The organism is Microbulbifer aggregans, assembly GCF_001750105.1.
Taxonomy (GTDB): domain Bacteria; phylum Pseudomonadota; class Gammaproteobacteria; order Pseudomonadales; family Cellvibrionaceae; genus Microbulbifer; species Microbulbifer aggregans.
This window is the reverse complement of the sequence record NZ_CP014143.1, coordinates 2,559,034-2,581,752: the sequence shown is the minus strand read 5'-3', so window position 1 is coordinate 2,581,752 and position 22,719 is coordinate 2,559,034. Positions and strand designations below refer to the sequence as shown.

At 58.3% G+C, this 22,719-nt stretch carries 20 protein-coding genes and 1 tRNA gene; 4 read left to right on the top strand and 17 right to left on the bottom strand.

Annotation, left to right across the window (positions count from 1 at the left end; translation table 11 throughout):
* Positions 1–148: 148 nt before the first annotated feature.
* The 8 genes from clpX to AUP74_RS11175 form a co-directional block, all read right to left on the bottom strand.
* Positions 149–1,438: an ATP-dependent Clp protease ATP-binding subunit ClpX gene (gene clpX, locus AUP74_RS11210; protein WP_069947640.1), complete on the bottom strand. Its 1,290-nt coding sequence runs from the start codon at positions 1,436–1,438 to the stop codon at positions 149–151.
* 190 nt (positions 1,439–1,628) lie between these two features.
* Positions 1,629–2,267 (bottom strand): ATP-dependent Clp endopeptidase proteolytic subunit ClpP, encoded by a 639-nt coding sequence (clpP, locus tag AUP74_RS11205; protein WP_069947639.1) that lies wholly within the window; start codon positions 2,265–2,267, stop codon positions 1,629–1,631.
* Positions 2,268–2,443: 176 nt separating this feature from the next.
* Positions 2,444–3,757, bottom strand: coding sequence for a trigger factor (gene tig, locus AUP74_RS11200; protein ID WP_069947638.1), 1,314 nt, complete (start codon positions 3,755–3,757; stop codon positions 2,444–2,446).
* Between the two features lie 226 nt (positions 3,758–3,983).
* Positions 3,984–4,068, bottom strand: a tRNA-Leu gene (locus tag AUP74_RS11195).
* Positions 4,069–4,298: 230 nt separating this feature from the next.
* Complete coding sequence (fadA, locus tag AUP74_RS11190) at positions 4,299–5,474, bottom strand: acetyl-CoA C-acyltransferase FadA (protein WP_069947637.1); 1,176 nt, start codon at positions 5,472–5,474, stop codon at positions 4,299–4,301.
* Positions 5,475–5,639: 165 nt separating this feature from the next.
* A complete protein-coding gene (gene fadB / locus AUP74_RS11185) occupies positions 5,640–7,787 on the bottom strand; it encodes a fatty acid oxidation complex subunit alpha FadB (RefSeq protein ID WP_069947636.1) in 2,148 nt (715 codons plus the stop codon).
* A gap of 440 nt (positions 7,788–8,227) precedes the next feature.
* On the bottom strand, positions 8,228–8,833 hold the full coding sequence (locus AUP74_RS11180) for a cupin domain-containing protein (RefSeq protein ID WP_083260945.1): 606 nt from the start codon (positions 8,831–8,833) through the stop codon (positions 8,228–8,230).
* 74 nt (positions 8,834–8,907) lie between these two features.
* Positions 8,908–10,764, bottom strand: coding sequence for a beta-ketoacyl synthase (locus AUP74_RS11175; protein ID WP_069947635.1), 1,857 nt, complete (start codon positions 10,762–10,764; stop codon positions 8,908–8,910).
* Positions 10,765–10,908: 144 nt separating this feature from the next.
* Here AUP74_RS11175 and AUP74_RS11170 point away from each other — a divergent pair, with 144 nt between their 5' ends.
* Entirely contained in the window at positions 10,909–11,895 is a 987-nt protein-coding gene (locus AUP74_RS11170) for a GlxA family transcriptional regulator (RefSeq protein WP_069948849.1), read from the top strand.
* On the opposite strand, the gene AUP74_RS11165 is transcribed toward AUP74_RS11170, so the two are convergent.
* Positions 11,875–12,534, bottom strand: a complete 660-nt coding sequence (locus AUP74_RS11165) for a class I SAM-dependent methyltransferase (RefSeq protein ID WP_226999770.1) — start codon at positions 12,532–12,534, stop codon at positions 11,875–11,877. The genes AUP74_RS11170 and AUP74_RS11165 overlap by 21 nt on opposite strands.
* Position 12,535: 1 nt before the next feature.
* The gene (locus AUP74_RS11160; protein ID WP_069947633.1) at positions 12,536–13,033 is read right to left on the bottom strand and encodes an Hsp20 family protein; all 498 of its coding nucleotides are present in this window, start codon (positions 13,031–13,033) and stop codon (positions 12,536–12,538) included.
* A gap of 151 nt (positions 13,034–13,184) precedes the next feature.
* Between AUP74_RS11160 and thpR the strand changes: the two genes are divergently transcribed.
* Positions 13,185–13,781 carry an RNA 2',3'-cyclic phosphodiesterase gene (thpR, locus tag AUP74_RS11155; protein ID WP_069947632.1) on the top strand — a complete coding sequence of 199 codons (597 nt, stop codon included), beginning with the start codon at positions 13,185–13,187 and terminating at the stop codon, positions 13,779–13,781.
* 111 nt (positions 13,782–13,892) lie between these two features.
* Here the strand turns inward: thpR and AUP74_RS11150 are convergent, their stop codons facing one another.
* Positions 13,893–14,786 (bottom strand): hypothetical protein, encoded by an 894-nt coding sequence (locus tag AUP74_RS11150; protein ID WP_145924382.1) that lies wholly within the window; start codon positions 14,784–14,786, stop codon positions 13,893–13,895.
* Between the two features lie 596 nt (positions 14,787–15,382).
* On the opposite strand from AUP74_RS11150, the gene AUP74_RS11145 reads away from it, so the two are divergent.
* Positions 15,383–15,742 carry an HPF/RaiA family ribosome-associated protein gene (locus AUP74_RS11145; protein ID WP_069947630.1) on the top strand — a complete coding sequence of 120 codons (360 nt, stop codon included), beginning with the start codon at positions 15,383–15,385 and terminating at the stop codon, positions 15,740–15,742.
* A 129-nt stretch (positions 15,743–15,871) separates the two neighbouring features.
* On the opposite strand, the gene gorA is transcribed toward AUP74_RS11145, so the two are convergent.
* Complete coding sequence (gene gorA / locus AUP74_RS11140) at positions 15,872–17,227, bottom strand: glutathione-disulfide reductase (RefSeq protein ID WP_069947629.1); 1,356 nt, start codon at positions 17,225–17,227, stop codon at positions 15,872–15,874.
* A gap of 244 nt (positions 17,228–17,471) precedes the next feature.
* On the opposite strand from gorA, the gene AUP74_RS11135 reads away from it, so the two are divergent.
* Positions 17,472–17,975 carry a hypothetical protein gene (locus AUP74_RS11135; RefSeq protein WP_069947628.1) on the top strand — a complete coding sequence of 168 codons (504 nt, stop codon included), beginning with the start codon at positions 17,472–17,474 and terminating at the stop codon, positions 17,973–17,975.
* Positions 17,976–18,024: 49 nt separating this feature from the next.
* Here AUP74_RS11135 and AUP74_RS11130 read toward each other — a convergent pair whose 3' ends face one another.
* The 5 genes from AUP74_RS11130 to AUP74_RS11110 all read right to left on the bottom strand — a co-directional run bounded on the left by AUP74_RS11130 (position 18,025) and on the right by AUP74_RS11110 (position 22,698).
* Positions 18,025–18,564 carry a hypothetical protein gene (locus AUP74_RS11130; RefSeq protein ID WP_069948848.1) on the bottom strand — a complete coding sequence of 180 codons (540 nt, stop codon included), beginning with the start codon at positions 18,562–18,564 and terminating at the stop codon, positions 18,025–18,027.
* Positions 18,565–18,611: 47 nt separating this feature from the next.
* Positions 18,612–19,748: a TIGR01620 family protein gene (locus AUP74_RS11125; RefSeq protein WP_083260943.1), complete on the bottom strand. Its 1,137-nt coding sequence runs from the start codon at positions 19,746–19,748 to the stop codon at positions 18,612–18,614.
* Positions 19,745–21,190: a YcjX family protein gene (locus AUP74_RS11120; RefSeq protein WP_226999769.1), complete on the bottom strand. Its 1,446-nt coding sequence runs from the start codon at positions 21,188–21,190 to the stop codon at positions 19,745–19,747. The genes AUP74_RS11125 and AUP74_RS11120 overlap by 4 nt, the downstream gene beginning before the upstream one ends.
* A 195-nt stretch (positions 21,191–21,385) precedes the next feature.
* A complete protein-coding gene (locus AUP74_RS11115; RefSeq protein WP_226999768.1) occupies positions 21,386–22,201 on the bottom strand; it encodes a GIN domain-containing protein in 816 nt (271 codons plus the stop codon).
* 74 nt (positions 22,202–22,275) lie between these two features.
* Positions 22,276–22,698, bottom strand: a complete 423-nt coding sequence (locus tag AUP74_RS11110; protein WP_069947626.1) for an HIT family protein — start codon at positions 22,696–22,698, stop codon at positions 22,276–22,278.
* Positions 22,699–22,719: the final 21 nt, after the last annotated feature.

Below are 22,719 nucleotides of genomic sequence, written 5' to 3'. Positions count from 1 at the left end.
AGCCATGACACCCTAACGGGTAGTACTGGCAGGTCGCGAGATCGGATTGAAACGGGGCATAAAAAAAGCCCCTGACAGGGGCTTTCCGGTGAGCAGCTTCGAGACGGTGCGTCTTGGGCACCGCCCTCGAAACAGGACAGCGAGAGACTTATTCCTCCGGCGCCGCCTTCTGCTGAGGCGCCTCGTTGCTGGAGTAAACCAGCAATGGCGCCGACTCGCCCTTGATGACCGCTTCGTCGATCACCACCTTGGCCACGTTGTCCATAGAGGGGATGTCGTACATGGTTTCCAGCAATACGGACTCCATGATGGAACGCAGCCCGCGAGCACCAGTCTTGCGCTCCATGGCTTTCGTCGCTACCGCATCCAGAGCGTCCGGACGGAAGTCCAGCTCCACCCCTTCCATCTCAAACAGCTTGGCGTACTGCTTGGTCAGCGCGTTCTTGGGCTCGGTCAGAATCTGCACCAGTGCCTCGCGATCCAACTCTTCCAGAGTCGCGGTGACCGGGAGTCGGCCGACAAACTCGGGAATCAGGCCGTAACGCACCAGATCTTCGGGCTCCAGATCAAGGAGGATCTCGCCAAAGTTGCTGTTGCCGTCCTTGGACTTCACTTCGGCACTGAAACCGATGCCACCCTTCTCAGAGCGGTCGCGAATAACTTTATCCAGGCCGGCAAAGGCACCGCCACAGATAAACAGGATGTTAGAGGTATCTACCTGCAGGAATTCCTGCTGGGGATGCTTGCGCCCACCCTGCGGAGGAACAGAGGCAACAGTGCCTTCGATCAGTTTCAGCAGTGCCTGCTGCACACCCTCACCAGATACGTCACGGGTGATGGACGGGTTGTCAGACTTGCGCGAAATCTTGTCGATTTCATCGATGTACACGATGCCCTGCTGCGCCTTGTCGACGTCATAGTCACACTTCTGCAGGAGTTTCTGGATGATGTTTTCCACGTCCTCACCGACATACCCGGCCTCGGTCAGGGTGGTCGCATCGGCGATAGTAAAGGGGACGTTGAGCAGCCGCGCCAGGGTCTCAGCCAACAGAGTCTTACCACTACCGGTAGGACCTACCAGCAGGATGTTGGACTTGCTCAGCTCCACCTCATCCTTGCTCTTCACACCAGCTTTGGTGCGCAGGCGCTTATAGTGGTTGTACACCGCAACTGCCAAAACGCGCTTGGCACGCTCCTGGCCGATGACGTACTGGTCCAGAATCTCGGTAATTTCCTTCGGCGTAGGGAGACGACCCTCCTGACCCTCGGAAGATTCCTGAACCTCTTCGCGGATAATATCGGTGCAAAGCTCGACACACTCGTCACAGATAAACACGGACGGGCCGGCAATCAGCTTGCGTACTTCCTGCTGGCTTTTGCCACAGAAGGAACAGTACAGCAGCTTACCGTTGTCTTCTCCGCTGTTCTGGTCGGTCATCAATCTACTCCGTGGTCTCTGGCCTGCCGTCAACCGGCTGCCCTTTAGTCTTCTCTAGCAAGATGCTGTCTTTTGGCGGGTTTTTCAAGCCCTTTGTAACGGCGGATACTGAAGGACAGCATAGGCGCGCCAAGGACGAGGAAATTCATCCTCCATGGCGCGCCTGACCGGTCAATCGATCTTAAATATCTTACTTTTCTAGTACCTGGCGACGGGTCAGCACGTCATCGACCAGGCCGTACTCTTTCGCTTCATCAGCACTCAGGAAGTGATCACGCTCTGTATCGCGCTCGATGTCACTCATGTCACGACCGGTATGGTGTGCCATCAGCTCGTTCAGGCGCTTGCGGATCTTCAGGATCTCCTGGGCCTGGATATGGATATCACTCGCCTGGCCCTGGGCCCCACCACTCGGCTGGTGAATCATTACCCGCGAATTCGGCGTCGCATAGCGCTTGCCCTCCGCACCGGCTGCCAGCAGGAAAGCACCCATGCTGCACGCCTGCCCGATACACATGGTGCTGACATTCGGCTTGATGAACTGCATGGTGTCGTAGATTGACATACCCGCAGTAACCGAGCCGCCCGGGGAATTGATGTAGAGATGGATATCCTTGTCGGGATTCTCAGCTTCGAGAAACAGCAGCTGAGCAACGACCAGGTTAGCCATATGGTCCTCAACCTGCCCGACGAGAAAAATGACGCGCTCCTTCAGCAGACGCGAGTAAATATCGAAAGAGCGTTCACCGCGCGCAGTCTGTTCAACCACCATCGGCACCAGGCCGGTAGCTTGAGGATCGAAGGCCAGAGGATTATCAAAACGTGCCATAAATACCGTAGATTCCTTTTGTGGCGTATCAGGCGAGAGCCCCCGGATCTGATAGATCGGGACCTAAAATTTGGACTTTCTGAGCTTAACCGGTCGAAGGCGAGAAAGCCAGCCGGCCTGGGGAGGAGGGAAAGGTATCGGCGACTGCGAGGGTGCAGCCGCCGATAATCAACGCATCAGCCCTGCTGCTGCGGCTTGATTACGTCGTCGTAGGAGCTCTTGACCTCTTTGACCTTCGCACTGTCGAGTACGAAGTCAACAACCTGGTCTTCGAGGACCACAGACTCGACACCGGAGAGCAGCTCGCGGTTGCTGTAGTAATACTCAACCACTTCTTCCGGCTGCTGGTAGGTGGAGGCCAGCTCTTCGACTTTCGCCTTGACGCGGTCGGCATCGACATCCAGCTTGTTCTGCTTGACGATCTCACCAACCACGAGACCGAGCACTACGCGACGCTTGGCCTGATCTTCGAACATCGCGTCAGGCAGCATCTTAGCGGCGTCTTCGGCCTTAATCTGACCACCGAACTGCTGAACCATCTGGCCGCGGAGAGTCTGGACTTCACCGGCTACCAGAGCCGCGGGAATCTCAACTTCGTGCTTCTCGAACAGCTGGTCCATGACCTGAGTCTTGACCTTGTTCAGAGCCGCATTCTTCAGCTCGCGCTCCATGTTGTTGCGCACTTCCTCGCGGAACTTCTCTTCACCGCCCTCTTCAACGCCGTAGGCCTTGAAGAACTCTTCGTCCAGCGCCGGCAGCTCAGGCTTCTCGGAAGACTTCACCTTGATGGTAAAGGTGGCTTCTTTGCCTTTCAGGTTTTCCGCCTGATAGTCCTCAGGGAAGGTCACCTGAATGTCCTGCTCCTCACCCGGCTTCATGCCCAGAATGCCGTCCTCGAAGCCCGGGATCATCTGACCGGAGCCCAGAACCAGCTGCTGGCCTTCGGCCTTGCCGCCTTCAAATTCTTCACCGTCAACGCGACCGACGAAATCGATGGTCACGCGGTCGCCCTTCTGGGCTTTGCGCTTGGTTTCTTTCCAGTCGGACTGCTGCTTGCGCAGAACATCGATCATGTTATCGACGTCTTTGTCAGTTACTTCTGCTACCGGGCGCTCGACTTCGATGCTGCTCAGCTCTACCAGCTCGACTTCCGGGTAAACCTCGAAGGTGGCAACGTATTCCAGGTTCTTGCCCGGAGCGGTTTCCTTGGCTTCGATGCTCGGCTGACCGGCAGGCTTGACCTGCTCTTTCTGCACGGCTTCGTAGAAGGAACGGCTCATTACCTCACCCAGGACTTCCTGGCGCACACCAGCACCAAAACGCTGGCGAACAACCTTCATGGGCACCTTGCCCTTACGGAAACCGTTCAGGCGCACGTTCTTGGCAGCCTGCTGGAGACGCTTATCTACTTCTTGATCGACGACTTCCGCCGGCAAGTTAACCGTAAGGCGACGCTCCAGGCCGGAAGTTGTTTCGATGGAAACCTGCATGTTGATCCTCGTGAGACTTTCTCTTATTCACGTCACGGCGCGATCTGCCGCGCCGCTCTGACTGCGCCGGAGCGCCAACGCATGTATTCGGTTGCCGATGCGGCCATAGGCCGCCACTCAGCCGGGAGTATATGACCCCTTCGCAAGAAACCAGCTACCACCAAATACAAACAGCCCGCACCTCACCGTTCACGGCGGGCAACACGGGCTGCTCAATTCCTTAAGTTGGTGGGGACGGGGAGACTTGAACTCCCACACCTTGCGGCACCAGAACCTAAATCTGGCGTGTCTACCAATTCCACCACGTCCCCAAACCTGTACCTCGGCGCTAACTCATTGATATTTCTGCAATTTACCGCACAAACACCAGGTCCCGGCGACGAGGGCTGCAGATTGTGCCACAGCCGCCGGGGTGCTTCAACAAGTTGCCCGGCAACCTTGGCTGTGCCGGCACTGGCCGACAACCAAAGAGGGCGCCCGCAGGCGCCCTCTCAGCAGCTATCGTACTACCGGAGCAGCTCCCTGCCCCGGTCACGCCAGATTAGACGCGCTCGACGATAGTGGTGATACCCTGGCCGAGACCAATACACATGGTGGATACGCCCAGGTTACCGCCTTCGTTCTGCATGACGGAAAGCAGTGTGCCAGTAATACGCACACCGGAGCAGCCGAAGGGGTGGCCAAGCGCGATGGCGCCACCGTAAAGGTTCACTTTCTTGTCCATCTCGTCCAGCAGGTTCAGATCCTTGAGTACCGGCAGGGCCTGGGCCGCGAAGGCCTCGTTGAGTTCGACCTTGTCGATATCCTCGATCGTGAGACCAGCACTCTTCAGCGCCTTCTGGGTGGAGGGCACAGGGCCGTATCCCATGATGGACGGGTCCACGCCTGCCAGCGCCATCTCGCGCACCTTGGCGATAGGTTCCAGACCCAGCGCCTTGGCCCGCTCCGCCGACATCACCAGCATTACGGAGGCGCCATCGGTGATCTGGGAGGAAGTACCGGCTGTCACCTGGCCGTGCTTGGGATCGAACGCAGGCTTCAGCTGTGCCAGGCCCTCGACGGTGGTGTCAGGGCGGATAGTCTGATCCGTTTCAACCAGGAAAGGCACACCATTATCATCATGCCCTTCAATGGCGATGATTTCCCTGTTGAACTTGCCTTCCTTGGTGGCCGCAGCGGCACGCTGGTGGGAGCGCGCACCAAACTCGTCCATCTGCTGGCGCTGGATGCCGTGCATCATCGCCAGGTACTCGGCAGTCATCCCCATGGAACCCGCGGCTTTGGCCATGTGTCGACCCAGCATCGGATTGGGGCTCACATGCTCCATCATGTTGAGGTGCCCCATGTGCTCGACACCGCCCACTACGTAGACATCTCCGACACCGGCACGGATGTTGGCTGCCGCAGTGTGCAGGGAGGACATGGAGGATCCGCACAGGCGGTTTACCGTCTGGGCGGGGATGGTGTGGGGCAGCCCCGCGCGCAGCAGAATAAAGCGGGCCACGTTGAAGCCCTGCTCATCCCGCTGCATCACACAGCCCCAGATCAGGTCGTCGATTTCGGCCGGATCCAGTTTCTCGTTGCGCTGCAGGAATTTTTTCAGCAGCTCTGCGGACATATCGTCGGCGCGGACATGACGGTACACACCGTTTTTGGAGCGCCCCATGGCCGTGCGGGCGTAATCGACAATAACGGCGTCTCTGGGATTCAAACTCATCAAAATTCTCCTTGCTAGTCGCCACCGGCCCGCTTTGTATTCGGGTCGGCCCGGCACAGGATGTGCCAGCGCGGCCGCAGCCGCGGGAGCGGTAAGGGCTCAGCCCCTCCCGCAAATTTCCACCCACCCGAGCCCGCCTATGGGCTGGAGGGGGTGAAGACTCGGTTAATAGTAGGTTTTGCCCTCGGCAGCCATCTTGCGCATCTGCTCAGTGGGCTTGTACAGCTCACCCAGCTCCGCGTACTTGTCCGCCATTTTCACGAATGCATCCATACCGATCTTGTCCAGCCAGGCAAAGATGCCACCGCGGAATGGAGGGAAGCCAATGCCGTAGATCAAGGCCATGTCCGCCTCAGCCGGGGAATCCACGATGCCCTCTTCCAGGCAGCGGGCCAGCTCAGTAGCCATCGGCACCATCATGCGCTCAATGATTTCATCCTTGTCGAACTCCCGACGCTCAGCCACATGCGGCTTGAGCAATTCGTAAGACTCCTCTGTGGCAACCTTTTTCGGTTTGCCCTTCTTGTCTTCCTCGTAGTTGTAGAAGCCTTTGCCGTTCTTCTGGCCATAGCGCTCCGCTTCATACATGACATCGGAAGCGGCCTTGAAGGATTTACCCATACGCTCCGGGAAACCTTCCGCCATGACTTTTTCGGCGTGAACACCGGTGTCGATACCGACCACGTCCATCAGGTAGGCCGGACCCATCGGCCAGCCCCAGCGCTCCATCACCTTGTCGATTTCCTGGAAGTCAGCACCGTCCCGCACCAGCATCGAGAAGCCGGCGAAATACGGGAACAGAACCCGATTTACCAGGAATCCGGGGCAGTCGCGCACAACGATGGCTTTCTTGCCCATTTTGTTCGCATAGGCAACGACACGGGCCACGGCGTTGTCGGAAGTTTTCTCTCCACGAATAACCTCTACCAACGGCATCTTGTGCACCGGGTTGAAGAAGTGCATTCCGAGGAAGTTTTCCGGGCGCTTCAGCGGCTCCGCCAGAGAGTCGATGGAAATCGTGGAAGTGTTCGAGGCAATGATGGTGTCCTCGGTTACCTTGTCTTCCACTTCGGTCAACACCGCGTGCTTAACCTTTTTGTTCTCGACCACGGCCTCAACAATCACGTCGATATTATCGAAACCGTCATAGCTCAGGGTCGGCTCAATGCGATTCAGCACCTCGGCCATCTTTTCCGGCGTCATGCGTCCACGCTCGACCATTTTGGACAGCAGCTTGCCGGCCTCCTTAAGACCGAGATCGATGCCCTTCTGGTCGATATCTTTCATCTTGATGGGCGTGCCCTTGTAGGCAGACTGGTAGGCGATTCCGCCACCCATGATGCCCGCTCCCAGAACCGCGGCACGCTCGATTTTCTTGTCGGCTTTCTTCTCCCAGGTCTTGGCAACCTTGCCAATTTTCTGGTCGTTCAGGAACAGGCCGACCAGGGACTCGGCAGTGTCAGTCTGGGCGCACTCGATGAACTTCTGCTGCTCGATTTTCAGGGCCTCGTCGCGGCCCACTTTGTAGCCTTGCTCAATGGACTCTACCGCCTTGACCGGCGACGGATAATTGCGCCCGGCCTGTGCGCCGACAAAAGCTTTGGTGGTGAAGAAAGCCATCAGCGCTTCGGTATCATTCAGCGGGATTGGTGACTTCTTGATCTCGCGACGCGCCTTGAAATCCAGCTCACCATCAATGGCGCGCTGCAGTAGGCTCAGGGCAGCTTCTTTCAGGTTGTCATTGGCAACAACCGCATCAACAGCGTGTGCGGTCAGTGCAGCATCCGGCTTCTGTTCCTTGCCCGCAGCAATCCACTCGGCAGCCACGTCGACACCACAAATACGCGGCAGGCGCACGGTGCCGCCCCAGCCCGGAATCAGGCCCAGCTTCACTTCCGGCAACCCGACCTTGGCCTTGTCACCCATGACACGGTAATCGCAGCCCAGGCAGACTTCGAAACCACCGCCGAGCGCGTAACCATTGATGGCGACAACGCTTGGAACCGGCAGATCTTCGAGACGGTTGATATTCTCGTTGTTCTTGTTCATCAGGTCCGCCACGCCCTCCGGGCCGGCGGAGAAAGCGTCGCCAAACTCGGTGATGTCGGCGCCGACAATAAAGACGCCCTTGCCACTGGTAAGCAGCACACCTTTTACACCGTCTGCGGCCTCGATCGCATCCAGCGCCTGGGAAAATTCGGAAACGGTGAGTCGGTTGAATTTATTGACTGACTCATCCTTCAGATCGAAGTTGAGTTCGGCGATGCCACTGTCCAGCATCTGCACCGATAGCGCTTTGCCACTAAATAACATTGAATGACCTCTTTTGCTCTGGGCAGGAAATGCCCGGGGTCGGAGTTTTATTCACCACTGACCTCACCTGTTCGCGGCGAGATCCCGGATACTGCCTCGACAGATCCCGTCTGGTGGCGCTGCTTCTGGCCGGGATCACCAGCCTATTCGCTCCCGGCGAATAACCCGATGCTCACCGCCAGTGAACATAATTTCATCAGGGAATGACGAAATAGGTTCTGGCGGTCAGCAAAGCCCTAGTATAGCCAGATTCAAACGTCTGTTTGAATACCATTTCTTACAAATCAGATGGCGATGGTCACGCCTGAGTTCAATTATTGAGCGCACACAGGAAGGGGAAGGCGCTCAACGCACCGCGGCAACAGTCTACATGCAGCTGACGAAGGCCATCACCCGCTTGGCGCACCCATTGCCTTTTATACTGATTTTCCCAGGGAAGGTCAGACAATGGGATGAGACTTGGCGCTCACCAGCACACAATCGACCTCGCCGGGATTACGAAATCGATGCGGACGGCAACTGCTGAAACAATAACCATCCCCGGGACCCAGCACCGCCGACTCACCCGCAACGGTCACTTCCAGTCGCCCGGAAATGACGACTCCCCCCACATCGCCTTCACCAGTGAGCAGTTCGGGCCCGGTATCCGATCCGGGGGGATAGGTTTCGTACAGCAGCGACAGGCTGGGCTCTTCGTTGTCGGGGGCCAGAAGGCGTTGCTCAATAGAACCCTCTCCCACCCTGGGCATTTCTTTTGCACGGAAAAACACCTGCGGATTGCCATCGAGCTGCAGGGTAAAGAAGTCGGAAAGGGAGATTGGAATTCCGTCGAGCACCTTTTTCAGGGAGCCGACAGAGGGGCTGACACGCCCCTGCTCGATCAGAGAGATGGTGGCATTGGTGACACCGGCACGGCCAGCCAGCTGACGCTGAGACCAGCCATACAGTTTGCGCACTGCCTTCAGGCGCACGCCGACGTCGTCGCCAGCCCCGGTATCGCCAGGGCTCTGCTCCGGAGGCTGCGGTAGCGAATCCCTGCCCGCCATAATCACCCCTCAATCCCGAGAAGCCTACAGTCTACGCCAAGTGTCCGCGGCGGGGAACGCCCCCGCTCGCAGGCTCAGACCATGTCGTCGAAGGGGTTGTCCGCCGGCAAAGTCACCTCAGGATATCCGGGCAGCGCCACTTGCTGGTCCGAGAGCCGGATCTCGTCCTCGTTGACGAGACCCTCGCCAAACCGGTAGATGGCGTTGAGGTCACCGCGCTTGACCCTGGCGTCGTACTCGAGGGCACTCTCGCGAACTCCCTCGTTGAGACCTGCATGGCTGCTCATCGCGCGCTCACCGTGACGCTTTGCCAGCATCCGGCGCACCACGTGGGGAGAAAACACACTGGCGGTGGCATTGTTGCCACCAAAGCCTTTCGAATTGAGGAAGGCCACATCAAGGGACTCCGGATCCCGCTCGCGATGCTCCAGAGCAATATCCAGGTGCGCGTGATGCACATCGTCAGCGAGCTGCTCGATGGTAGTGATTCCCGGCAGAATGCCCTTGTCAAAAATACCCAGACTGGTAATCAGCTGGTCACCGCTGGCAGCGGCCACCGTGTGGCCCAGGTAGGCCTTTACCGCACACACCGGCCAGCTCTCGATACCAAAGGCACCGGCAAGACGATCAAAGATCGCCGACTCGGTCACCCGATTCTGCGGCGTGCTTGAACCGTGCGCCTGGACGAAACTCCTCTGGCGCAGGCTCTCCTCGCCGAGGATCGCACGGGTTTCCGACATTGCCCGGGCAACGGTCAGGTAATTACCCGGCCCCGGAGCGGAAATGGATTTCTTGGTCCCATCGGCGTTCACGAATACATTCGCCACCGCGCCGTGAATGTTCGCACCCAGCTCCAGCGCCAGTGCATCGTCCATCAATATTGCCCACTGGGTACCCTCGCCGAGGGTGAAACCGCAGTTGTCACCAAACGGCCTGCTGGCACGCCGGTAATCGATATCACCGGGGAACAGCTTGCGCAGGCCATCGATACTGGCCAGGGCTCCCATGGTGGTATAACCGTCCACCACCTCCGGAACCAGCGGTGCTTCAGCCGCACCGACCACCGCCACCCTGGCCCGCCCGCTGCGAATATCCTCGACCGCAGCACGCAAGTTATACAGGTAGGTGGCGCAGGCCCCGGCGACGGCACCGGTGGTGCCGACGCTACCCAGGACATAGGCATTGACGAAGTCAGCGGGCATGCTGGTCAGGCCCAGCGCCAGCTGCTTCGAGCTGACCCGGTTACCTCGAAGGCGCGACTGCAGGAGCCCTCCGTTACCGTAGGGATCGAGCTGGCTCATGGCCGAGCTGGCGTATACGGAGACTGCTTCCGGCCCCACCTTCGAGACCACCTTGTCCCAATCAAGTCCCATGGATTGCACGGCATCAGAGGCACCGAGGATTGCAAGTTGCAGGCCGCGGGGATGGAAGCGGGAATTGTAGCGCTCGCCCGGCTCGAAGCCGGTGGGCAACTGCCCGGCCGAGGCAACCGCAATCTCCCGATAGCTATCGAGCATCACCGACAGGTTGCTGCAGCGGACGCGCACACGCCCTTCACCGAGTGACTCAACCTGCCAGTCTGCAGGGATAGGATCCGGCAACTGGCGGGCTGCCATTTCAAACGTCATGCCTCCCGCATTGGTCAAATCGGCCGGCTGATGAAAATGGCACTTGCGGTAGTCGTAAAAGCGCGCTTCCAGCTCGCGGACGAGAGTGGATTCGAGCACCTTACGCTCTGTGGCTTCATCGAGGGGCAAATCCGCTTCCGGGCCGCTGCGCAAGCCCATCAGAGAGGCCAGATCTGCCAGCACATCTCCTCGCTCAGCACCGCCGAGCTTGTCCAGCACCAGGCGCTTGTAGCCACGGTGAAAGGAACTGCGTCCAGCGGGATTGAATCCACCAAAAGCGGTGATAACGGGAAGGCGCTGCATCCTGACCTCCAGCAAAAGCTGACAAAATTTCGACCAAATTTGAGCGGAAGTCAGTTTAGGGGGTGGCGATTCGGCCGGGTTATGGACATACTGGCCAGCAAAATTGATTATCTGGCCAAATGGGCCTCAAGTGGTGGAGAAGTAATGCGAACAGTCACTTTTTTCCTGATCGACGAGATGCTGACCACTGGCACCATGCTGCCCCTGGAGATGCTGCGGGGCGCCGAGAGCCGCGCACGGGTAGAGGGGCAGAAAGAGACATTGCGGCTCGTGACGGCGAGTCTGGATGGGAATGCCGTATCCACCCGCTCCGGCTTTCCGCTGCAGCCGGATGTGGCTCTGGCCGACGCGCCAGACAGCGATATCATCTACCTTCCCACGCTGTGGCGAAACCCCCGCCCCGCCCTGCGGCGCAGTGGGCCCCTGCTGGCCTGGCTGCAACAACAAGCCGAGAAAGGCGCCGCGATCTGCGCGGTGGGTACCGGTGTCTGTTTTCTGGCCGAAGCAGGACTACTCGATGGCAAGCCCGCCACCACGCACTGGCACTATTTCGAGCGGTTTAGTCGAGACTACCCGCAAATCAAACTGAAGCGGCAGTATTTCATCACTCAGGCCGACAAGCTCTTCTGCGCTGCCAGCGTCAACTCGCTGGCCGACGTTACGGTCTACCTGATCCGCCAGCTATTCGGCCCCTCGGTGGCGAGTCATGTGGAGCGTAACTTTTCCCATGAAATCCGCCGCCCCTTTGAGGAGATTGCCTATTCGGAGGGCGCGGTGCACCTGCACCCGGACGAAGAAATCGTCGAGGCACAAACCTGGCTGCGGCAACACTGTGCGGAGGAAGTGCGCCTGAGCGAAGTGGCCAAGCAGTTTGAAATGAGCGTGCGCTCGTTTAACCGACGCTTCAAGCTGGCCACAGGGCAGACGCCCTTGCAGTACCTGCAGAATGTGCGGGTGGATATGGCACGGGAGCTACTGCAGTCCAGCAACTTGTCGGTAAATGAAATCGCCGAGAAAGTGGGCTACCAGGACATGGGCCATTTCACCGCCCTGTTCAAGAAATTCCTCTCCACTACCCCGAGCGAGTACCGGACCACCGTCCGCGCCAAGTTATTTCGGGTCAACACCTGATTTGTAGAGAAACGCCACATCGGGGCCGGCCAGCTCCAACCGGGCCTCGAGGTGATCCGCCAGCCAGCGGAATGTCTCTTCACTGAAAAAACAGATGTGGGTAGGGTCACGGGTGTAATGCCAGCCCACGAACCGCTCGGGAGACATCACCCGCTTGGTCATGATTGCCAGCAGCCCATTTGGACGCAGAAGACGCCAGAGGGCCTCGAGCTCGACACCGGGTGCGGACATGTGCTCAACCACTTCGGTGGTGACGATGAAGTCGTAATTACAATCGGGCTGCAAGACCGACGTATCAGGGACATAGAAAGGGTCGTAAACCTGCAGGCTGTGCCCGCCTTCTTCAAGCAGCCGCGCCAGGAGCGGTGCCGGACCGCAACCGAAGTCCAGCCCTTTCGCTCCCGCGGAAAGGCGATCTAGCAACGGCTCCGCGCAGCGATTGAGGAAGCGGCGATAGCCCTCGTCCGCGAGGTCGTTTTCGTGCAGGTCGTAATAGGCCCGCTCCCTGTCTGCCGAGAGGTGGAATTCGGGAGGCACGAAAACCAGTGCGCAACGTGCGCACTGGAGATACTCGCGGGAGTGATCGCGGTGATAGGAATGTGCCGCCGGGTGGCGGCACAGAGGGCAATGCAGAGCCAAATCAGGCTGCTTCAGAATCAGCCTTGGATTCTGCCGCCGCTTTTTCCGCGTCGGCCTTACCGTGCTGAAGCAGGTTGCCCTGGCTGATTTCGACTTTACGCGGCTTCATGGCCTCGGGGATTTCACGAACCAGCTCAATGTGCAGTAAACCATTGGCAAGCTGCGCATCGGTCACTTTCACGTGATCTGCCAGCTGGAAACGGCGCTCGAAATTTCGTGCAGCGATCCCACGATGGAGAAAGTTCCGCTGCTCTGATTCCTCGGGTTTTTTACCGGCGATCGTCAGTCGGTTCTGTTCCACCTGAATATCGAGCTCAGACTGCTCAAATCCTGCAACCGCCATGGTGATCCGGTAGCTGTCTTCACCGGTCAGCTCGATGTTGTAGGGCGGGTAAGCAGGTTGATTCTGTTCAGTGCTGTTCATGGTGTTGAGCAGACTTGCCATGCGATCAAAGCCGATGGCGGAACGGTACAGGGGAGAAAAGTCAAAGTTACGCATTGTCATATCCTCAATTCAGAGCAATATTCATAATTTACCCGTCCGTAGACCGGGCTCGATGGGAGGCACCTCTTCAGAGCCTGCCGCCCTCACTTTCTAGATAAGGGTGGGCAATTGCTTTTCAAGGCATGCAAGTGAAAAAAGGATAAAAATGGGAAGCAAGCAAAAAAGAGAGGCCCTGGCCGATCCAAGACTGTTCATCGGTATCCGCCCCACCGCCGACACCCAGCTGTTCCTCGACAGCCTGGTAAACCACTGCCGCCAACAGCTCGGCCAGAGCGCCGAGCGGGATGTGCGCTGGACCAGCCAGGCAAACCGTCACCTGACACTGGCCTTTCTGGGGGAAACGCCCGCCGAGCTAATTCCGCCTCTGGAAGCGGGCATACTGGACATTGCCGACCGCATCCAGGCTTGCCAGGCTCGGGTGGTCACACTCCAGCCGTTCCCCAAGAGCCGCTCTCGCCTGCTCGCTGCCGAACTGTTACCCAACCCGGATCTGGACAGGCTGCACGAGTGCTGCCGGGGACTCATGAAACAGCTGGACCTGGAGCCGGAAAGCGCCGCCTATCGACCTCATTTCACCCTGGGGCGAAACCGCAGGGGCTTTTCCCGCCTACCCCCAGTGATGCTGGACCGCATTGTCGACCTCGACAACATCGTGCTTTACCAGAGCCGCATGACCCCTGGGGGAAGCCAGTACCACCCCCTGCTGGAAGCAGAGCTGTCAGGGCCGGCACAGTCAGGCTAACCGTCGATAACTTCACCGAATTCACTCAACGGAAAAGCCACATTCGCAAACGAGAAGGGCCCGCCAGTGGCGGGCCCTTCTCGTTCTGGACACACAAATGCGTCGACCGGATTACCGTGCATCCGCCTCGACAGATTTCAGTGCGTACTCCGGATACATCACCAGGCGCGGCCGGGACAGGCGCCGGGCGTCGAAGATAAATACATAGGGGACTCCTGCGTCATCGGCAGGAATTGTGCGGCGGAACTTCCAGGTATTGATTTCGTAGGTCTGACGTCCAGCCTCTACCGGCGCTACCAGCCGGTACTGGTTGTGCCCGAGAAACTCGAACGGTATCGACTCACCCCGGGTCGGCTTCAGCTCCAGATAGCGGAAAGTATGCTTACCCTCGTCACCATCGGCGAGCAGCTTTTCCAACCGCTCGCGCTCCCGCCGTACATAGTCGAGCAGCTCTGGATCCACCTCTCGCAGCGGCTCGACCTCCGCCTCAACGGAAGATTCCTGCGCAATACTGGAACTGGCTTCTGCCACCGAGGGTGCCGGAACCTCGGGCTTGCTCACTGGTGCAGCAGCCTTGGCTACGGCGGCGTCACGCCGTTCTTTCTCCGCCTTGGCCAGTAAGGCTGCGACGAGGTTCTCGATCTTTTCTTTTTGTTGCGCAATGCGGCGGTCCCCGGCTGTCACACCATCACGGATCTCCTGAAGCTGCCCATTCAGCTCATCGTAGTTGGACTGCAGGAACTCCACCCGACGCGTACGGCTGTCCACGCCCCGTTCAGCCATCGCAAAGCCATGCTCGGCCTTTCGCAGCTGGCGCTCTGTGTCGCTGCTGGTATTCAGCTGGTGATCACGTTTGGCCTGCTGGAGTTCGCGCCGGCTGACCTCGTATTTGCGCCGGGCCTTGTCGAGGGACTCTTTGGCGCGCTCCAGCTTGTAATCGTAGGAGAGGAGTTCGTTCTCGATATCCTCGATTTCAACCTGGCGGTTCTCCTGGGACTGCTCCATGCGAGCCAGCCTGTTTTTTTCTGCTGTCAGCGAGGCTTGGCTCTGCCCAACAGCAGCCTGCGCCCCCACTACCAAAAGGCCCGCCAGAATCAACGAGCTGTACCGCAATACCGCCATATCAAAGAACCTGTTACCTGGTTTTTTCGTGTCAGATAGAACAAAAGCAACCCGCTCACTTTTTAACCAGAAAGAGAGTTGCTCACGATCAATGTGTAATTTTACGCAGTCACCATCACGCGAGCAATGACCCGATAGCACAACGCGGTTCACACTTCTGGCTATGTCCTGACATGCAGTTTGCCCCCAATGAAAGGCAACGTACAAGCCAACGAAAAATTTGTGACATTTTTGCGATTCCAACGCTTGATTTTTTTTTGCGCGAAAGCATTATGGGTTACAGGGAAAGAGTTAACGAACTCAGTACAAGATCGGACCGGGCGTAAAACACCCATCGCTGCTCAGTCAGCAAACACTCGTTGCGACCTCAGTGTTCCGGCCTTTACATGCAGTTGTCACCTTCCCTAAAGGGCGCCCTACCTTTTACAGCAAACCGCACCAGCGGCCTGCAAGGTTTCTATTAACCGGAGGTAATGCCCATGAAATCTGCGCCTTACGATAACATCGTGTTCCGCGACATCGACAAGTCAGCCGCCCTGGCAGACACCGTCTCCAAAAAACTCGACAAGCTGGAACGTTATTGTGGCGACATCATCAGTAGCCGGGTGGTACTAGAGGCTCCTCATCAACACAAGCACAAAGGCAAACAGTACAAGGCCTCTGTAGAGCTAGGACTGAGTGGCAGCCCCCTGACCATTACCAACGAGGATGAGTCCATTCACCGCGCAGTCAATGCAGCCTTCGCCTCTGCAGAACGCTGCCTGAAAGAGCGCGGCGATCGTCGCAAGGCAATGCGGCATCAGAGTGTCGCCATCCCCGAGCCTGAAGAAGTAAGCTGATGACCGTTTTGCGGGCGAAATACTTTCGCACCTGAGAAACGCAGTCTTTATCCAAGACCATAGAGAGACATGAAAAAAGGCGATGCTTCCGCATCGCCTTTTTCTTTGCCCGGGGTTTGTCATTGCCAGTTAACTGGCCGGTGTACGCATGGTGACGAACTCTTCCGCCGCTGTCGGGTGAATACCGATCGTCTGATCAAATGTCTGCTTGGTAGCACCGGCCTTGATGGCAACCGCAATGCCCTGGATGATCTCACCGGCCTCCGGCCCCACCATATGCGCACCGATCACTTTGTCGCTACGGGAGTCCACCACCAGCTTCATCAGGGTACGCTCGTCACGGCCGCTCACCGTATTGCGCATGGGACGAAACTCAGACTTGTAAATAGTCACCGGGACACCTGAATCCCGCGCCTCTTCCTCCGAGAGCCCCACGGTGCCGATATTCGGCTGGCAGAACACCGCTGTAGGGATATTGTTGTAATCAATCTCAGCCGTGTCCCCGGTCTGCCAATGCTTCACCAGCGCCATCGCCTCCGCGAGCGCGACCGGCGTCAGCTGTGGCTCACCGGTTACGTCCCCAAGGGCAAAAATAGAATGGACGTTGGTGCGGAAGTTATCATCGACAGAGATGGTGCCGTCACGATGCATAACCACACCCAGCTGCTCCAGGCCCAGGCCGCGAGTGTTGGCAACCCTACCGGTGGCGTAGAGCACTGTATCAACCGCCAGCGGTGAACCCTCCGCAGAGTGGACCAGCAGCGAACCATCATCCTGTTTCTCGATGGCCTCCACCTGTTGATTGAAATGCAGGTGAACCCCTTTCTTGCCCATCTCGTCGCGCACAAAGTTACGGATATCCCGGTCGAAGCCGCGCAGGAAAAGGTCACGCCGATAGGAAAGGTGCGTTTCGGCTCCAAGCCCGGCAAAGATGCCGGCAAATTCCACCGCAATATAGCCACCGCCGACCACGAGTACCCGCCTTGGGAACTCTTCCATCGAAAAAACTTCATTCGAGGTAAGAACATGTTCGCGCCCGGGGATATCAGGCACAAACGGCCAGCTGCCCGTAGCGACGAGAATCCGCTCCGCCGTAAATCGCTGATCACCGATTACTACCGTGTGTCGATCTTCAACATGTGCCCGACCATCGATCACGGTGACGCCGGCATTAGCCAGCAAGTTGCGATAGATGCCGTTGAGTCTGGTGATCTCCACGGCGTTATTGTCTCTCAATGTATGCCAGTCAAATTTTCCACCGTCATTCTGCCAACCATAAGCCTTGGCATCATCGAATGTTTCACCGTAGCCACTTGAGTAGACAAAAAGCTTTTTGGGCACACAGCCGACGTTTACACAGGTGCCACCCATGTAGCGGTCCTCCGCCACTGCCACCCGCATGCCCGAGGCAGCCGCCATTCGCGAGGCTCTTACACCGCCTGAACCGGCACCAATGACGAATAAATCAAACTCAAACTCTGCCAAAGTTCACTCCTAAACCCTGAGGTAAAACCCGCGAACGGGCTGATAGATAGTGTAAAAAACCCGCTCAGTATGTCGAGAAATCACTCGAAATCGCAAAAAAAGAGAATCTTTATCAGTCAATTGACACTAATGTGACAACTGTCACATAACGTGGATTGACACCTCTTTGGCGTTTCGATATTCATGTGAAGTGAATCACAAAAATTTGCCTGCTAGCGACAACAACAAACATAGGCACATAGCAATGAACGCCCTATCTTCCCTTTTATCCCAGCGAGCCCTGTGTTTCCTCTGCCTGCTGCTTACCTGCAGCTTCAGCCATGCCAAAACCCATGCCTCTTACCTCACACCAGCCTACTGTGAAGGTCTTGTTGAGCAGTTCGTAGACTCGGGCATGCGCAGCCTCGACACTTACGTCAACAAACACTTCAACCCGGAGTATCGCGGAGGCATCCGTAACACGATCCATTTTCTGGACCAGCGCTCCGAGTGGCTCGGTGAATGTAACGACTACCTCGTCGACACCAACAAAAGCACGGTCTTTTACAGCGAAAAACTCACCCAGGATATTTTTGCTGCAATCGAGTCTCTGTCACGGGAGTTACAGCACGTCCGTCAGGGCGTCGAATATCCGGATGATACCGGTGCCAACAACCCGGCGCCTTTCATTAAAGAGCGTTACACCGAGCTGGCAAAGCTGATCGACCAGCATCACACCAGAGTCCTGATGCGGAAGCAGTTCGAGTAACCGATACGGTCCTGCGGCGGGCTTCCGCCCCCGCAGGTGCCCCGCCAGATTACTGACGGTTAAGAAACTCCTTCAAGCCTCTCAATTGTTCCCCCAGCACCTGCTCAACCGGTGCCGCCAGAGCCTCAAGATTAGTGCCCGGCGCGCCCCACACCTGATATTCCCAGGTAAGAATACTGCCCGACTCCGCCGGAGTAATCCGCCACTGCATTAACCCGTTTACCGGCAGGCTCTGCAATGGACCCAGCCCACCCGTCAATCGCACTTCGCGATCCTGAAGCGCAAAAATCACCCGCAAGTGCTCGACCGATGAATCGTCCCAGCGCTCACAGAAGCACCCACCGGCCAGTAGCTCCATACTGAGGTTGCCGGCAGAGCCCGAATAGGTATGGTCACTGCTCCACCATTCTGGCAACTGCCCCAACGCTTTAAAAACCGCAGCATTGTCCCTGGCGATCACTTCCTCAAACCGGATTGAGAAAGACGATTTTGCTTTGTGAATGACCTCCGCCTGGACACTGCCGGGTGGCAGCACCACCAGGGCAACAGCCATCAACCAGGCATTTCGGTAACCTTGCAGAAACCTCATAACCATTTACTTACCCTGCACGCCCTGAAGAAATTCCTCCGGAGCAGCTAACGTTTATCCCGATTTGCGTCCACCCACTCGCTCTGTTTCATTGCCATTCGCAGCTCGGCTGCTCGAGTGGGGTCACGGCCGAGCAAGCGCTCCTTGAGGCTGCTGGCCACACGCTTGGTGACCGTGCTGAGACGGGGCCGCTGTTTTTCTGAGAAAGGCACAGGCCGACAACTGTGCATCGCCGCCAGCCCGATACGCGACATAAACAGGCTGGCCCCCATCCCCTGCCCCAGCCTCGCAGAGACACTGCTGAGCATGCTGTCACCGACCAGTTCGGGCCAGAGCTCACTGACCGCATACTCGCTGGCGCCACTGTAGGCAACCAGCGCCAGCACTTTCTTGAACAGCCGCCAGCGCACTACAACGGACGGACGCACGCCATAGATCTGTGCCACATCGTCAATCATGCGCAGGGACTGCCTGAGTGCCACGAGTATATCCAGGGTGGCAAATGGACTGAGCCCGACAAGTGCACCGGTCGCGCTGGCCTGGCGCACCACCCGGCGCAGGGCCTCCTGATCAAGGGCCTCGAGGAAGGTAAGCTCTACGTGATGCAACAGCTCGCTGCCATCGTAGTAGTCGGGGGCTTCATCCAAAACGCGGCTAAGCAGCGCGCCCTGGGGTTTACCTTCAAAGTGCTCGGCCAGCTCCCGCCGGAAAGGCCCCACTTTTTCCATCGAGCGACAGTCCCGCAATTCCTCTGCCAGTTCCCGGGTTTCGTCCAACTTGCGCAGAGGTCGCCCGGCGCGAAAGTATTCCCACAGGGCGCTGACAATAGTGATCGAGAGGGCACCAATCACCGTGCCAGCCAGCACCCCCAGCGTCCAATGCCGGTCCATCGCCCATGAAAACAGTTGGTGCAGTTCCCACGCCACAGCACCCGCAGCCAGGCCCAGGGCTGCAAAAAAAGCCGGCTTCCAAAATCGCAACCGGAAAGCGGGCAAACGCAATTCCGAGAAAGAAACCCGATCCGGCAGGGACTCGCCGGTGGTGATGGATCGCGGAAGGCTGTCGGGCTCACCGGTCAGTGTCTCCACCCGGGTCGCACCCCTTTCGCCACGCTTGTCCTCGGGCTCGCTCAGACTTTCAATACGGGTCTGGCGACGTTCCGCCCGTTCATCACTGTTCGTCACACCTTATCTCCCAGCAACAGATTGAGGAGTGCATCCACTCGGATATGGGGAATACACTGTCCGGCCGCCATACCTGCAGGCGGGCGCAACTGTGGTGGAGCGGCGCCGTTGTAATGCTGCCACGCCTTCCCCTCACTCGGCAGCTGGGCAAAAATCTCGGCATTTTCGAAACCCAGGTATCGACCTTTCAGGTCGTGGCCCACCAGCAGCCGCCGGCCATCGCGAAGTGTCTCATTGGAACAACGCACTGCGGAGATTGCCTCGCAGAACAGAGGGAGCCCCTGGTGGCGAGCGCCGGAAAAAGCTTGCTGAAGCTGACTACCGAGCAGCTGTCGCAGGGCGTCGTGATCGGCCGCCAGCACCTGATCCACCTTGGTGGCGGCAAACACCAGACGATCTATACGCGGCCGCCAGAGCTTCCTCAATGGATTTGATCCCCCATAGCGAAAGGTATCGGCAATGTGTCCAAACGCCAGCCGCATGTCATCCAGAGCCTGTTCACCGGCGTACAGGGTGCCGATCATATCCACCAGCACCAGCTGACGATCCAGGTGGCGGAAATGGCTCTCGACAAAGGGGGCAACCATATCCTCGACATACCGCCGATATTGGCGAGCCAGGTATTGGTAGTTACTGTCTTCCGGCAGCGCCTCGAGAGCCTCGTTGCTCTGGCCACGCAAATCCAGCAACGGCAGCACACCGTAATTTTCCCGATCCAGCAAGGCCCTGCCGGGCTGGAGGTAGCTGAGCCTGCGCTGGGTGCGGCAATCGAGGAGGAAGTTACGATATTTATCCCATAGCGAGTCGAGGTGGCCCGGTTCAGCGGCTGCGGAGGGCGACAGCGCCGCGAGTTCCGACATCAGTTCAGGGGCCAGTCCAGCCCGGGCGTCACCATCAATTATGTGATGCTGATGCCGGCACCAGTCGGCATAGCTCATCCCCAGCAGGGGCAGGTCCATGAGCCATTCACCGGGGTAGTCGCGCAACTCCACAACCACTGTGCGGCGTCCATTGCGGCCAAAGCGCCGGGAACGGAGATGAATGTGGAGTTCCATGGCGGAGAGTTCCCGCGTGCTCTGCGGCCAGCGGGGAGGCTGATCCAGAAGTGCCTGCAGGCACTCCCGATAATCGAACATGGGCAAATCCGTATCCAGGGCGGGCTTCAGTTCCGCCCCCAGCAGATCGCCATTCAGGGCCGGACCAAAACCCGGCAACTGGGCTTTCTGGGGATGACTCAACTGGTAGATGAGGCTGGTGAGCAGCGTGGACTTACCCGCGCCACTGAGGCCGGTGATGCCAATGCAGATACGGCGGTCCAGCAGGCGCTCTGCGGCCCAGTGGGACTTGTCCTGTGCGCCACGACGCAACTGTCGCCATTTCTGTTTGAGTTTACTGCTCGCGCCGGAACCGTTGTTGCCGGCTCCCGACTCACCCTCTGCCATAGCCCATTCCATTCGGATCTGGCGGTGCCCATCACCGCCCGCAGAAACTGAGAATAACAGCTCGGAGGGCTGTTCAGCACCTGCCTAATCTGTGCGCCCAAGCCAGTTGGACCCAATCACCCGACCCCGAAACGCAGTGCGGCGGCCAGAATGGCCGCCGCACTGTACTCGGACCGGTAAAAACCTGGCAGGAGGTCAATCCACCAAGGCGATATCGCCTGAGCCCATGACCGAGAAGGAATCTGAAGCGGGGCGGCGCAGCACGATATCCCCGGATCCCATCACCGCACCCTCACCCCGGTCGGCCTGCAGGTGACGACCCAGGAAGTCTCCGGAGCCCATGATATTGACCCGCACAGTGCCCACGCGGCCACTGACCTCGATGTCGCCGGAACCCTTGATGTCCGCCTCGAGCGTCTCTCCGGCAAAACTCTCGAAAGCCAGGTCGCCGGAGCCGCGAATGGAGATCTCACCGCGGACTGAGAGAACGGTTCCGAGGGACAGGTCGCCGGAACCGGTTACCGAGGCCTCCAGGGACTCCGCTGCCACCTTGGCCACCGTCAGGTCACCAGACCCGGTAACTTTCAGGACCAGAGACTCGCTCTCCAGGGTCTCTGCCGTCGCCTCACCGGAGCCTGTCACTGCAACAGACTCAATCACCGGCAGAGATACCCGATAATCCACCGACTGGCCATCACTGACCGTCACCACACCGAAAAAGCGCTTATGGTTGGGCTCCACCCACAGCTTGAGGGTGTCTCCCCTCACTTCCGCCCGGGCAAGGGCTACTGCCTCAGGGGCACCACTGGCGACCACAGAAAAGCTGTCGCCCTGGACAATCTCCAGAGAAGAGCTTCCCTCCAGGTCGATACGGGTAAAACCGGACAGGTCGAAAGCCTGTTCGATGGTTTCCTCTGCGAGCGCAGAGGAGCCTACGGCACACAACAGCAGGGTCACGGCCGCCAGAGCGGCATGAAGACGGGACATAATGGCCATGGATAGTTCTCTCACTTTCAGTTCCTCGTTACACCCATGACGTGGCCAGTGGCCGGTTTGGATGCACCGGAGAACAAATTTCTGGCAATTCAGCCGCAATCGGCCTCACTGAAGCCCGCTTCAGCCAAGGCGGCACGTACCTTGGCGGCCTCCCCGGCAAGTTCCTCGGCACCAGCGGGCTTCTGCTTGGAAAAATCGAAGTCGCTGAGCTCCTCAACCGGGATGAGGTGAATGTGGGTGTGGGGGACCTCGAGACCGGCCACCATCACCCCGACCCGCTGCGGGCTGTACACCGCCTTGAGTCCTTTGGCGACGCGTTGTGCCACATGCATCAGGTGTGCCGACAGATCCTCGGGTACATCATCCCAGTGGTTGATCTCCTCGACCGGAATCACCAGACAATGCCCAGGCTTGATGGGGGAGATGGTCATGATTGCCACTGCCCGATCATCCCGCCAGATGAAGTGCCCCGGCAGCTCGCCATTGATGATCTGGGTAAACACACTCGCCATGGTCTCTGATTCTCCTCGAAT

Excerpts from the sequence above, each read along its gene's own strand:
- AUP74_RS11150 (WP_145924382.1), bottom strand. The coding sequence starts at position 14,786 with ATGGAGCAGTCCCAGGAGAACCGCCAGGTTGAAATCGAGGATATCGAG.
- AUP74_RS11145 (WP_069947630.1), top strand. The coding sequence starts at position 15,383 with ATGAAATCTGCGCCTTACGATAACATCGTGTTCCGCGACATCGACAAG.
- AUP74_RS11175 (WP_069947635.1), bottom strand. The coding sequence starts at position 10,764 with ATGCAGCGCCTTCCCGTTATCACCGCTTTTGGTGGATTCAATCCCGCT.
- fadA (WP_069947637.1), bottom strand. The coding sequence starts at position 5,474 with ATGAGTTTGAATCCCAGAGACGCCGTTATTGTCGATTACGCCCGCACG.
- fadB (WP_069947636.1), bottom strand. The coding sequence starts at position 7,787 with ATGTTATTTAGTGGCAAAGCGCTATCGGTGCAGATGCTGGACAGTGGC.
- AUP74_RS11120 (WP_226999769.1), bottom strand. The coding sequence starts at position 21,190 with ATGGCAGAGGGTGAGTCGGGAGCCGGCAACAACGGTTCCGGCGCGAGC.
- AUP74_RS11110 (WP_069947626.1), bottom strand. The coding sequence starts at position 22,698 with ATGGCGAGTGTGTTTACCCAGATCATCAATGGCGAGCTGCCGGGGCAC.
- clpP (WP_069947639.1), bottom strand. The coding sequence starts at position 2,267 with ATGGCACGTTTTGATAATCCTCTGGCCTTCGATCCTCAAGCTACCGGC.
- AUP74_RS11135 (WP_069947628.1), top strand. The coding sequence starts at position 17,472 with ATGAACGCCCTATCTTCCCTTTTATCCCAGCGAGCCCTGTGTTTCCTC.
- thpR (WP_069947632.1), top strand. The coding sequence starts at position 13,185 with ATGGGAAGCAAGCAAAAAAGAGAGGCCCTGGCCGATCCAAGACTGTTC.
- AUP74_RS11130 (WP_069948848.1), bottom strand. The coding sequence starts at position 18,564 with ATGAGGTTTCTGCAAGGTTACCGAAATGCCTGGTTGATGGCTGTTGCC.
- AUP74_RS11160 (WP_069947633.1), bottom strand. The coding sequence starts at position 13,033 with ATGCGTAACTTTGACTTTTCTCCCCTGTACCGTTCCGCCATCGGCTTT.
- AUP74_RS11170 (WP_069948849.1), top strand. The coding sequence starts at position 10,909 with ATGCGAACAGTCACTTTTTTCCTGATCGACGAGATGCTGACCACTGGC.
- tig (WP_069947638.1), bottom strand. The coding sequence starts at position 3,757 with ATGCAGGTTTCCATCGAAACAACTTCCGGCCTGGAGCGTCGCCTTACG.
- AUP74_RS11180 (WP_083260945.1), bottom strand. The coding sequence starts at position 8,833 with ATGGCGGGCAGGGATTCGCTACCGCAGCCTCCGGAGCAGAGCCCTGGC.
- clpX (WP_069947640.1), bottom strand. The coding sequence starts at position 1,438 with ATGACCGACCAGAACAGCGGAGAAGACAACGGTAAGCTGCTGTACTGT.